This window comes from Sediminicola luteus (assembly GCF_040566555.1).
GTDB lineage: Bacteria > Bacteroidota > Bacteroidia > Flavobacteriales > Flavobacteriaceae > Sediminicola.
The window spans coordinates 103,305-116,266 of the sequence record NZ_JBEWYP010000006.1 but is presented as its reverse complement, the minus strand read 5'-3'; the positions used below and the strand labels follow the sequence as shown (position 1 = coordinate 116,266).

Below are 12,962 nucleotides of genomic sequence, written 5' to 3'. Positions count from 1 at the left end.
TGAAAACGTTATCAAGAAAGGCGGAGGGATTAGACCCAATGAAGCCTTAGCAACCCTTTTTTCAATACCCTTTCCTAGAGGGATGAACAAAGAAGGTGCTACATTCTAATCCATGTGCTGTTCCTTTTAAGGAACGTTTAGTGCGGGAGTAGATAACTCAAAGAAAGACAACATTGTCTACACTTTTCCTTACTTGATAGTATAATTTTATTGGTCCTTGGTCATTTTGATCCTGGCCCTGGTTTTGTCGTTGACTTTGTTGGAACAACAAGATAGTTAAGGCCAAAATCAGCCCATTTGGGATTGCGTTTGATATTTGGGGGAACACAAAGTGAAGATTATGAAGAATATTAAGGAATTATTGACAGAACGTGTGCTGGTACTGGATGGTGCCATGGGTACCATGCTCCAACGCTATAAATTCACCGAGGAAGATTTTAGGGGCGAACGCTTTAAGGATTGGGGCCATCCCTTACAAGGGAACAATGACTTGCTTTCATTGACCCAACCCGATGCCATTGCGGAAGTACACCGCAAGTATTTTGAAGCTGGGGCCGACATTGTGGAAACAAATACCTTCTCCGGTACCACCATTGCCATGGCCGATTACAACATGGAAACGTTGGTGTACGAATTAAATTATGAATCGGCGCGTATTGCTAAAAAGGTGGCCGATGAATTCACGGCCAAGAATCCCGATAAACCGAGATTCGTGGCGGGGAGCATAGGACCCACCAATAAAACGGCAAGTATGTCCCCGGATGTAAACGATCCCGGTTTCAGGGCCATTTCCTTTGATGATCTTAGAATTGCCTACAAGCAACAGGTAGAGGCCTTATTGGACGGAGGATCGGATCTTTTATTGGTAGAAACCATTTTTGATACGCTCAATGCCAAAGCGGCCCTTTTTGCCATAGAGGAAGTGAAGGAGGAAAGGGGCGTAGAAGTACCTATTATGGTCAGTGGTACCATTACGGATGCTTCTGGAAGAACCTTATCCGGCCAAACAGCGGAAGCGTTTTTGATATCGATAAGTCATATCCCTATCCTATCCGTAGGTTTTAATTGTGCCTTGGGAGCCAATCAATTGGTGCCCCATTTGGAGGTATTGTCTGGAAAAACAGAATTTTTTGTCTCGGCACACCCCAATGCGGGGTTGCCAAATGCCTTTGGGGAATATGACGAAACACCCGCCCAGATGGCTGCTCAGATAAAGGAATATTTGGAAAAAGGATTGGTAAATATAGTTGGAGGTTGCTGTGGGACCACTCCGGCACATATCAGGGCCATAGCCGATCTGGCAGAAAATTTTAAGCCGAGAAAGTTGTTGGTTGAAAGTATATAGTTGAAGGAAAGATAAATGAGCATTATAAAGCCAAAATATTTAAAATTATCGGGTCTTGAGCCCTTGGTCATCACTCCGGAAAGTAATTTCGTGAACGTGGGGGAGCGCACCAATGTAGCCGGATCTAAAAAATTCCTTCGTCTAATCAAAGAAGAGAAATTTGAAGAGGCCTTGGATATTGCGCGCGACCAGGTAGAAGGGGGCGCACAGATCATCGATGTCAATATGGACGACGGACTCATAGATGGGAAAGAGGCCATGGTGAAATTCCTGAATCTTATAGTCGCCGAACCAGACATTTCCCGTGTTCCAATCATGATAGATAGTTCCAAATGGGAGATCATTGAAGCTGGCCTTCAGGTAGTCCAAGGGAAATGTGTGGTGAACTCCATCAGTTTAAAGGAAGGGGAAGCAGAATTTATCCACCATGCCAAATTGGTAAAAAGATATGGGGCTGCAGTTATCGTAATGGCCTTTGATGAGGTGGGACAGGCAGATAATTATGAGCGCAGGCTGGAAATCAGCAAGCGTTCCTATGAAATCTTGGTGAACAAGGTGAAGTTTGCTCCCGAGAATATCATTTTTGATCTCAACGTATTTCCTGTGGCCACGGGAATGGATGAGCACAAGCGTAATGCCCTCGATTTTATTGAGGCTACGGCTTGGGTAAAAAAGAACCTCCCACATTGTAGTGTCAGTGGGGGTGTGAGCAACGTGTCCTTTTCCTTTAGAGGCAACAATCCGGTTAGGGAAGCCATGCATTCTGTGTTCCTTTACCACGCCATAAAAGCAGGGATGAACATTGGTATCGTAAACCCCACAATGTTGGAAGTATACGATGATATTCCCAAGGATCTCTTGGAGCGCGTAGAAGATGTTATTTTGAACAGAAGGGACGATGCTACGGAACGTTTGCTGGACTTTGCTGAAACCGTTGTCGGTACTGCCAAGGAAAGCAAGGTAGACCTTACTTGGAGAACGGAAGCCCTACAGAATAGGATTACCAGGGCCTTGGTCAAAGGAATAGACCAGTACATCATTGAAGATGTGGAAGAAGCCAGACAGAGTGTGGACAAGCCCATTAAGGTGATCGAAGGCCATCTGATGACAGGGATGAATGTGGTAGGTGACCTATTTGGAAGTGGGAAGATGTTTTTACCACAGGTTGTTAAGTCGGCTCGGGTTATGAAGAAGGCCGTGGCTTATTTACTGCCTTATATAGAGGAGGAAAAGTTGAAGAATCCCCTACCTGAAGGCAGCAGTTCTTCGGCAGGAAAAATATTGATGGCAACCGTAAAAGGGGATGTGCACGATATTGGAAAGAATATTGTGAGTGTGGTTCTTGCATGCAATAACTATGAGATTATAGACCTTGGGGTTATGGTGCCCCCAGAAAAGATTATCAATGCTGCCAAAGAGCATCAGGTAGATATTATAGGGCTCAGTGGCCTGATCACCCCCTCTTTGGATGAGATGGTTTATTTGGCCAAGGAAATGGAACGTCAGAATTTTTCCGTACCCTTATTGATAGGGGGAGCTACCACCAGCAAGGCCCATACAGCGGTTAAGATAGATCCACAGTATAAGAATACAGTGGTTCATGTGAACGATGCTTCCAGGGCCGTAACCGTAGTGGGGGACTTGTTGCAAAAAGAAACATCAAGGACTTATAAGGATTCCATTAAACTGGATTACGAGGAATTCAGAACTCAATTTGCCAAACGAGGGAAGCGTAAGGAGTATTTGCCATTGTCGGAAGCGCGTGTGAATAAATATAAAATTGACTGGAACCAAAAGGACATCGCTGTACCAAAAAATCTGGGGGTACAGGTGATTAAGGATTTAGAGCTTCGAAAATTAAAGGATTTTATTGATTGGACCCCATTTTTTAGAAGTTGGGAGCTCCATGGAAAGTATCCTGCGATCTTAACCGATGAGGTGGTGGGAAAGGAAGCAACCGAACTTTTTAAGGATGCCCAAACCTTATTGGAAAAGATCTTCGATGAGAAATTGCTCACTGCCAAAGCGGTTTTTGGGCTGTTTCAGGCAAATAGCATTAATGATGACGATATTGAGGTGATTGTGCCACCCGGGCATCATGCCAAAAAACACCAAGGAGAAAAGAAATTTGTGTTTCGGACCTTGAGACAACAATTGAAAAAATATGAGGGCAAACCAAATTTTGCCCTGGCGGATTATATAGCCCCAAAGGAATCGGGGATTGAGGATTATATGGGCTTCTTTTGTGTTTCTACAGGGTTTGGCACCGCCGAGTTGGCCGCCGCTTATGAAAAGGATCTGGATGATTACAATTCCATAATGATCAAAGCATTATCGGACCGTTTGGCCGAGGCCTTTGCCGAGTATTTGCACAAGGAGGTAAGAACTGATCATTGGGGGTATGCCTCCGATGAGCGATTGACCAATGAAGAGTTGATCTCAGAATCATATAAGGGAATAAGACCGGCCCCAGGGTATCCGGCATGTCCCGACCATTTGGAAAAATTGACCATTTGGGAACTGTTAAGGGTAAAACAGCGTATTGGTGTTAAACTTACCGATAGCTTGGCAATGTGGCCTGCGGCCAGTGTGAGCGGCTACTATTTTGCCCATCCTGAGGCCAGATATTTTGGAGTAGGAAAAATAAAGGAAGATCAGGTGTATGATTTTGCAAAACGCAAGGCAATCTCAGAAGAAATGGCTGAAAAATGGTTGGCGCCAAATATTGCCGATGATTGACGGAGTCTTTTAATGAAAACTGATTTGCGTTAGGGATAGGAGCGATATCATTTTTATGAAGGTCTAAAAGTATTGGAAACAACTGAGAGCATGAGCATAAAAATATTTAGCGGATAGCCCGGTGATACGCCCAAAGAGAATTAATAACAAAGTAAAATACCCCAAACAAGCCGAAACTTATGAAAGATTAGGCTGGGGAAAGAATATGAAAGTAATAGATCACATAAAAAACGCCGAAGGGAAAACCTTGTTCTCATTTGAGATCATCCCTCCGGTAAAGGGAAAAAATATACAGGAGCTATACGACAATATAGACCCATTGATGGAATTTAAGCCCCCCTTTATAGATGTGACCACATCAAGGGAAGAATATGTATATATTGACAGGGACGGGCTTTTGGACAAGAAATTGACCCGTATGCGCCCAGGAACTGTTGGGATCTGTGCCTCCATAAAACATAAATACGATGTGGATACCGTACCCCACGTGCTCTGCGGAGGGTTTACCAGGGAGGAAACGGAATACCTTTTAGTGGATTGCCATTATTTGGGCATCCAAAATGTAATGGCCTTAAGGGGAGACGCCATGAAGGAGGAAAAATATTTCAATCCTATACAGGGGGGGCATACCTATGCCATTGGCTTGGTAAAACAGATCCAAAACTTAAACCGAGGTAAATATTTGCACGAAGTAATTGAGACCGATGAATGTGCCGACTTTTGTATTGGGGTGGCGGGTTATCCCGAAAAGCATTTGGAGGCTCCTTCTTTGCAATCCGATCTAAAAAGGTTGAAGGAAAAGGTAGATGCAGGGGCGGATTATGTAGTGACCCAAATGTTTTTTGATAACCAGAAATACTTTCAATTTGTGGAAGCTGCCAAAGCTATGGGAATTAATGTACCCATCATCCCGGGGATAAAACCCATTGCCATAAAAAGGCATTTACAATTGTTGCCACAGGTATTTAGGATAGATATCCCACAAGAATTGATAGAAGCCGTGGATGACTGCAAAAATAACGCTGCCGTGCGTCAAATTGGGATAGAATGGGCCATTCAACAATCCAACGAGCTAAAGGCAGCAGGCGTTCCCGTCTTGCATTATTATTCCATGGGAAAATCGGATAACATTAAGGCGATAGCGAAGGGAGTGTTTTAATGGAATCTTCGTTTCCAAAAAAAAAGTCAGAGTAGGAGTACAAGTTGGATTCTAATCTAAGATTTGGCATTTGCAATGCGGAACGACTTAAATCTATTTGCTATTTTTACGCCCCATGAATCGAAACCTATTTCTCGCCTTCTTTCTTGTAGGTGCCCTTTGCTTTTCTCAGACAGTTGATGTTCCTGAAAAATATACGGTAGATGTCAATCAGTTTTATGGTTCCGTAATTCTGCACAACCCGGACATCTCCCATTTGATCTCTGCCCATCCAGGTGGGTTGATCCTTGGAGTGAATAGAAAGACCTACGGTTTTGAGGAATGGGAGGCAACGTATAATTATCCGGATGTGGGCTATTCGTTCATCTACCAGGATATGAACAATTCTACCCTTGGTAAGAACTATGGGTTGTATGCCCATTACAATTTCTATTTGCTCAATAGAAACCTTCAATTCAGAATTGGTCAGGGTATTGCTTATAATTCGAATCCGTATGAAAAAGCAGAAAATTTCAGGAATAACGCCTATGGATCAGACTTTTTGAGTTCTACCTATTTGATGTTGAACTACCATAAGGGGAATATTTTCAAGGGATTGGGATTCAATGCGGGATTATCTTTGATACATTATTCCAATGCCAATTTTAGGGCTCCCAATACCTCTACCAATACCTTGGCCTTTAATGTAGGGCTGGTATATGATTTGGACGGTGGGGAGACCATAGATTACCTACCTGCACAGGCGGGTGAAGAAATTTCGGAACCTATCCGTTATAATTTTGCCTTTAGAACGGGACTAAACGAAAGTGATGTAATCAATTCCGGGCAGTACCCTTTTTATATTGTTTCAGCCTATGCAGATAAAAGATTGGGAAGAAAAAGTGCCCTTCAATTGGGAGCGGACGTGTTTTTCTCTAAATTTTTAAAGGAATTGATCAGGTTCCAATCCATATCATTTCCAGAATTGGAAGTTTCAGCTGATGACGATTATAAAAGGGTGGGGTTGTTTGTAGGTCATGAACTTTTTATAAATCAAATGTCAGTCATCTCTCAATTGGGGTATTATGTATATTATCCCTTTGATTTTGAAGGAAGGATCTACAATAGAATTGGTCTTAAACGTTATTTTGGTGATAACCTATATGCGGCTATTACCTTAAAATCACATGGGGCAAAAGCGGAAGCTGTAGAATTCGGAATCGGCATACGGTTATAATTTTGGTCGCCATGCTGGCTGGTTAAAATAGAAATTATTTGATATCAATACTATATAAAATGATGATCAAAATATTGAAAGTTGTACCTTTTTTGTGGTTGGTTCTCCTTACTTCTTGTAACGGGGAAAACGCGCCCGATTGTTTTCAAAATGCCGGAGACCTGGTGTTGGAGGAAGTGACTGTTCCTGAATTCAATAAAATAACGATCTACGATAATGTTGAATTGATTTTAAAACAAGGAGATGTTACCAAGGTGGAAATTGAAACGGGCGAATTCTTGCGAAACGAGGTAACTGCCGAGGTCGTTGAAGGGAGACTGTTGTTGCGGGATGAAAACGATTGTAATTTTACCCGTAAATATAACCTCACAAAGATTTACGTGACAGCACCAGATATTGTCGAGATAAGAAGCAGTACTGGATTTCCAGTAAGCAGTGATGGTGTTCTTGAGTACCAAAACTTAACGTTGCTTTCTGAATCATTCACAGTTCCCGATGCTGAAAATACAAGTGGTTCCTTTGATTTACAATTAAATACCGAATCCGTTCGTATCGTTTCAAATGGGATATCCTATTTTAAATTACGGGGTAATACAGTGAACTTCAACATTGTTTTTGCCGCAGGGGATTCTCGTTTGGAGGCCAATGAACTGATGGCGGACAATATCATTCTAAGCCATAGGGGAACCAATGACATGCTCTTGCGCCCAACACAATCTCTAAAGGGTACCTTGAAAGGTACGGGAGACGTTATCAGTTATGAACGTCCATCCGTGGTAGAGGTGGAGGAAATATATAAAGGGCGACTCATATTCAGGGATTAGTGTACTAAGGAGTTGTGCTTTGCTGCACTTGTCAAGGATTTAATCGGGATCCCGGTCCACACAGTTTTGAATGGATATAGTTATGTTTATATTTAGTTGCATATGACCCTTCCACTTTTTACATACCTCAAGAATTTATTTGTTTCCAAAAGAATCTTTGGAGGAGGTTTAGTTCCCGAAAACTTGAGCCAAGCAGATGTTTTATTGCAAGGGCTCATTGAGGCAAGGAAGATACCAGGATTGGCCATTACAGTTTTAAAAGAAGGAGGCACCATTTTTCAAAAAGGGTACGGTTATGCCGATCTGGATACCAAAAAGGGAGTAAACCCAAGGAAAACCATATTTAGGATTGCCAGCGTATCCAAACCTATAGCCGCCACGGCTTTGGCCCAAATGGTTGAAGAAGGTGTAATAGATCTGGATACTTCTTTTTATAAATACGTGCCCTATTTTCCGATAAAGCAATATGATTTTACAATTCGGCAATTAGCGAGTCACACCGCAGGTATAAGAGGATACAGGGGAAAGGAGCATGGGTTGAACAAGCCATACTCCATTAAGGAAAGCATACAAATTTTTAAGGATTCAGATCTGCTTTTTGAACCCGGAACAAGTTATCATTACAATAGTTTTGATTGGGTGATGGTCTCCCTTGCCATGCAGGAGGCCAGTGGGGTCCCTTTTGATGAGTATGTCAGGGAAAAGGTTTTGCTTCCATTAAAATTATACAATACAACTCCTGAAGTTGCCGGTATAAAATATCCCAAGGCGGCAACTTTTTATTCCAAGAACAGGATTGGCTTTAGAAAGGCAATCCCCGTTAATAATTGGTACAAACTGGCAGGAGGTGGATTTCTTTCCACCTCCGAAGATATCGCCAATTTTGGGAATGCCTATCTCCAAAAAAAAGTAGGCAGGGAACACCCTTGGTCCCAATTTGTGACTTCAGAAATGGTGGAGAATAAACCCACCTATTACGGGTTGGGGTGGCAAGTGAGTAGGGATAAAAAGGGGAGAGCTTTTTACGGACATATCGGCAATGGGGTAGGGGGCTATTCCAATTTTTTTGTGTATCCAAAACAACAGGTGGTATTTTCCCTTTTGGTGAACTGCACGAATCCGGAAATTCAGCAAGAGCTGGATGAGGTTGTAGATGAGATTTTAAACAACCTAAAGGCGTAGGTAAACAGGACCGGGGATGCTCGACATTCTATCTTGATTACTTTTTTAAATTCCTGCGAAAAGTTTCTTTATATTTATGCGAACCGACCAAAAATGGAATAGTTTTTCAATTGTTCTTTGATTTGTGTCGGCTTTAATTCATAAATAATCCAACTAAACCAATATGATGAGCACTGTTCGTTTACTCCTGTTTACTTTTCTTTTACTCCCCTTATTTTTATATCCTCAACGCAGCAAAAAGAAAAATCCCGTACCGGAAACCGTACTGGTCGATAAGGATTTTCACCAGCTAAAATGGCGAAATATAGGTCCATTTAGAGGGGGGAGAAGTGTCACGAGTACAGGTGTGGTAGACCAGCCAATGACCTATTATATGGGTTCTACTGGAGGTGGGGTTTGGAAAACCGTGGATGACGGCATTACATGGAAGAATATTTCAGATGGATTCTTTAAGACAGGGACCGTAGGTGCCATAGCAGTTGCTGAAAGCAATTCCAATATTGTGGTAGTAGGGATGGGGGAACATGCCGCCAGAGGGGTGATGACCTCAATGGGAAATGGAGTTTATAAATCCATGGATGCAGGGAAAACGTGGAAGCACATTGGGCTGGAAAATAGCCGACATATTTCTGATGTGGTCATAGATCCCAAGGATCCTAATATTATATTCATCTCTGCCCAAGGGGCTCAATATGGAGCATCTTCGGATAGGGGCGTTTACCGTTCCAAAGATGGTGGCGCCACCTGGGAAAAAGTACTTTTTGTAAACAATCTTACCGGGGCATCCTCTTTGAGTATGGATATGAACAATCCCCTGATCCTATATGCCAGTATGTGGGAACACCAACGATTTCCATGGGCCATGGTTTCTGGCGGAGAAGGTTCCGGTCTTTATAAATCTACTGATGGCGGTACCACTTGGGAAAGGATGAAGGAAGGTTTGCCCAAGGAAATGGGGAAATCGGGTATTTCGGTATCACGTGCAAATTCTGACAGGGTGTATGCAGTTTTGGAGGCCGAAGGAAAGCAGGGTGGGGTATATCGTTCTGATGATGGCGGAAAAAAGTGGAAACAGACAAACAAGGACAGAATCAATATTGCCAGATCTTGGTATTATATGGAAATTTTTGCGGATCCCCAGAATGAGGATTGGGTATATGTACTTAATGCACCCGTGACAAAATCCATCGATGGTGGGGCAAGTTTTAGTCCACTATCCACTCCCCATGGTGATAACCATCATTTGTGGATACACCCAAAAAACCATGATATTATGATCAACTCCAATGATGGTGGGGCAAACGTTTCCAATAATGGGGGCAAAAGCTGGAGTACCCAGGAAAATCAACCCACGGCACAATTTTATAGGGTGATCACGGACAATTTGGTGCCTTACAACATTTATGGGGGCCAGCAGGACAATTCTTCTGTGTCCATAGTGAGCAGGACCACGGATAATGGCATCGATTGGAAAGACTGGCAGCCTGCATCTGGATGTGAAAGTGCATATTTGGCCTTTGATCCCAATAATCCCGATGTGATCTACGGTGGGTGTTACCAAGGGATCATTGAAAAATTTTATAAGGCTTCGCAACAATCAAAATCCATTAAGGAATATCCTGAACTGGGGTTGGGCGTAGCCCCAAGTGATTTTAAGTTCCGTTATAATTGGAACGCACCTATCATAGCCTCTCCTCATGATGTCAATACCATTTTTCACGCAGGGAACGTCGTTTTTAAAACCATGGATGGGGGAACAACTTGGGAGACCGTTTCCGGTGATCTTACCAGAAATGATAAAACCAAACAAGGACCCGGTGGTGGACCGTATACCAATGAAGCCGCAGGTGGTGAAAATTACAATACCATTATGTACTTAGTTGAGTCGCCCCATGAAAAAGGGGTGCTATGGGCAGGTTCGGATGACGGACTTGTGCATATCACCAAGGATGGTGGCACCTCATGGCAAAATGTGAGTCCAGCTGGGTTGGGTGAAGGCATTGTCAATCATATTGAAGTATCTCCCCATAATCCTGCTACGGCCTATGTGACCGTTATGAAATACAAGTTTATGGACCTTGCCCCATACATTTATAAGACAACAGATTACGGAGCTACTTGGGCCAAGGTGGTCAATGGTATTTCCGATCCACATACCTTCGTAAGGGTAGTAAAGGAAGATCCAAAGAAACCGGGACTGCTTTATGCCGGTACGGAGACTGGACTTTATATTTCCTTTGATGCAGGGATCAATTGGCAACCTTTTCAATTGAACCTACCCGTAGTGGCCATTAATGATTTGGCGATACATGACAATGATCTTATTGCCGCCACGGCGGGAAGGTCGTTCTGGATCTTGGATGACCTTAGCGCCCTACAGAATACCGAATTCAATAAAGAGAGTTTGGCATTGTTCCAGCCTAAGGATACCTACCTTCTTTTTGGGGGTAGTAGTGACGAGCCAGTGCCTGGAATAGGACAGAACCCTAAGGAAGGCGTTACCATGGATTATTACTTGCCCAAGGCTGCGGATAGCTTGGATTTAAAATTGGAAGTATTTAAAGGTGATAAGCTAATCAGAACGTACACCAATAAAAAACCAAAGGATTTTAGATCATGGCCAGGAGGTCCGTCCAAGCCTGAAGTACTTTCCTCAAAAAAAGGGTACAACCGTTTCACTTGGGATTTTAGGACCGAAGATATTCCAGTGGTGGAGAAGGTGTTTTCCATGGGTGGGAATAGTGGCTATAGAGTTGGACCCGGTACTTATTCCTTAAAGCTTTCCTTGGATGGCAAAGTTTCTGAGACAACCGTAACTGTTATGATGAATCCAAATATAGAGGCAACTACCGCTGATTATGCAGACCAACAAGACCTATTGGCCACCATAGACCAGACTATTCAGGATATGCATGAAGCTGTTAATCAAATGCGCTCCGCAAAAGGTCAGATTGAGGCTTATAAAAGGTTATTAGAAAAAAACAATACCATAAGCGGCGCCAAAGAACTGGTGGTTCTAGGAGACTCCTTGGTAACCCGTATAGAAACATGGGAGGAGAATTTGATCCAACCAAAACAGGAGACTTTTCAGGATGTCATCAACTTCAACAATAAATTAAGTGCCCAATTGTTGCATTTGAAGGGTTATATAGATGAAGCTTATCCAAAAGTAACCCAAGGTGCCAAGACCAGATTGTCCGATTTATTGGGACAATGGAATACTTTTAAAAAGGAGCGCGATGCAATGGTAGTTGCCGAAATGCAGGCCTATAACGAGATGTATAAAAAATTGGAAATCCCGGCCTTGATTATGGGCCAATAACATGTTTTTCAACTCTTTCGGATGATCCGATGTAGAACTAAGAAAAAAAGAGCCTCCACTGGAGGCTCTTTTTTTATTTATGAAAAACGAATTGGCTTTTAGATATTGGTCAATTCCGTGAACAGGCTTTCTAGATTCTTGTTCTTTCTACTTAATTGTAGGGTCTTAAGTTTATTGTCATGGGCAAAATCAAAGACAACGGGTCGCATATCTACAGAGGTGTTGAAAGTAATATCATAGACAAAGCCTCCGATGTTTTTTACATGGACCACATTGGGCAATTTTTGCAAAAAGGCCTCCTCCACCCTATAGTCGAATTCAACCTCTATAATTTGTTCTTCCTCAGATCTTAATTCCTCCAGTTTCTTATCGGCCACAACAACTCCTTTGTTGATGATAATGACACGGTCACAAACGGCTTCTACCTCCTTCATAATATGTGTAGACAGTAAGATGGTTTTTTGTTTCCCGATCTCTTTGATCAATTTGCGTATTTCCAAAAGTTGATTGGGGTCCAGTCCCGTGGTCGGTTCATCCAAAATCAACACTTCAGGATCGTGCAACAAGGCAGCTGCAAGTCCCACCCTCTGACGGTATCCCTTTGAAAGTTGTCCAATTTTTTTGTGTGACTCTGGAGTCAGACCTGTTTGGTCGATGACAGTTTCAATGCGGTCTTTCCCTACCTTATAAACATTGGCATTGAATTCAAGATACTCCTTTACATACATATCCAAATAGAGTGGATTGTGTTCTGGAAGGTATCCGATACTTTTTTGCACCTGTTTTTTATCGGTTTGCACATCAAAGGAATTTACAGCTGCTTCCCCTTTGTCTGCAAGACTATAAGTCGTAAGAATTTTCATCAGAGTTGATTTGCCAGCACCATTGGGCCCTAAGAACCCAACAATTTCCCCTTTTTCTATGGTAAAGGAAATGTTTGATAATGCTTTTTGGGAACCAAAACTTTTAGAGATGTTTTTGACCGCTATGGACATAAAAATAATTTTTATCAAAAATAAAGCAAATTAACGAAACCAGGATTTCTATTTCTCGGTTGGTAACAGTATACAAAATAGAGAATTTTAAGAACTATTGAATAGAAAGGTTTTGTACTTTAAGGATTCCGGGGATAATTTGAAAATCAATTATTCTCAATATTTGTTATTTTTTACCTC

At 42.4% G+C, this 12,962-nt stretch carries 8 protein-coding genes and 1 riboswitch; of the genes, 7 read left to right on the top strand and 1 reads right to left on the bottom strand.

Annotation, left to right across the window (positions count from 1 at the left end):
• Positions 1 to 5: 5 nt before the first annotated feature.
• Positions 6 to 159: riboswitch (SAM riboswitch) on the top strand.
• A gap of 181 nt (positions 160 to 340) precedes the next feature.
• The 7 genes from ABXZ32_RS11420 to ABXZ32_RS11390 all read left to right on the top strand — a co-directional run bounded on the left by ABXZ32_RS11420 (position 341) and on the right by ABXZ32_RS11390 (position 11,787).
• Positions 341 to 1,345, top strand: coding sequence for a homocysteine S-methyltransferase family protein (locus ABXZ32_RS11420; RefSeq protein ID WP_354618810.1), 1,005 nt, complete (start codon positions 341 to 343; stop codon positions 1,343 to 1,345).
• A gap of 15 nt (positions 1,346 to 1,360) precedes the next feature.
• A complete protein-coding gene (gene metH / locus ABXZ32_RS11415) occupies positions 1,361 to 4,084 on the top strand; it encodes a methionine synthase (protein WP_354618808.1) in 2,724 nt (907 codons plus the stop codon).
• Between the two features lie 205 nt (positions 4,085 to 4,289).
• Positions 4,290 to 5,243, top strand: coding sequence for a methylenetetrahydrofolate reductase [NAD(P)H] (metF, locus tag ABXZ32_RS11410; protein WP_354618807.1), 954 nt, complete (start codon positions 4,290 to 4,292; stop codon positions 5,241 to 5,243).
• 115 nt (positions 5,244 to 5,358) lie between these two features.
• Positions 5,359 to 6,459: an acyloxyacyl hydrolase gene (locus ABXZ32_RS11405; RefSeq protein WP_354618806.1), complete on the top strand. Its 1,101-nt coding sequence runs from the start codon at positions 5,359 to 5,361 to the stop codon at positions 6,457 to 6,459.
• A 59-nt stretch (positions 6,460 to 6,518) separates the two neighbouring features.
• Entirely contained in the window at positions 6,519 to 7,283 is a 765-nt protein-coding gene (locus tag ABXZ32_RS11400) for a head GIN domain-containing protein (protein WP_354618805.1), read from the top strand.
• Positions 7,284 to 7,385: 102 nt separating this feature from the next.
• Positions 7,386 to 8,465, top strand: coding sequence for a serine hydrolase domain-containing protein (locus ABXZ32_RS11395; RefSeq protein WP_354618804.1), 1,080 nt, complete (start codon positions 7,386 to 7,388; stop codon positions 8,463 to 8,465).
• Positions 8,466 to 8,628: 163 nt separating this feature from the next.
• Positions 8,629 to 11,787 carry a WD40/YVTN/BNR-like repeat-containing protein gene (locus ABXZ32_RS11390; RefSeq protein ID WP_354618803.1) on the top strand — a complete coding sequence of 1,053 codons (3,159 nt, stop codon included), beginning with the start codon at positions 8,629 to 8,631 and terminating at the stop codon, positions 11,785 to 11,787.
• 98 nt (positions 11,788 to 11,885) lie between these two features.
• On the opposite strand, the gene gldA is transcribed toward ABXZ32_RS11390, so the two are convergent.
• Positions 11,886 to 12,782, bottom strand: a complete 897-nt coding sequence (gldA, locus tag ABXZ32_RS11385; RefSeq protein WP_354618802.1) for a gliding motility-associated ABC transporter ATP-binding subunit GldA — start codon at positions 12,780 to 12,782, stop codon at positions 11,886 to 11,888.
• Positions 12,783 to 12,962 lie beyond the last annotated feature (180 nt).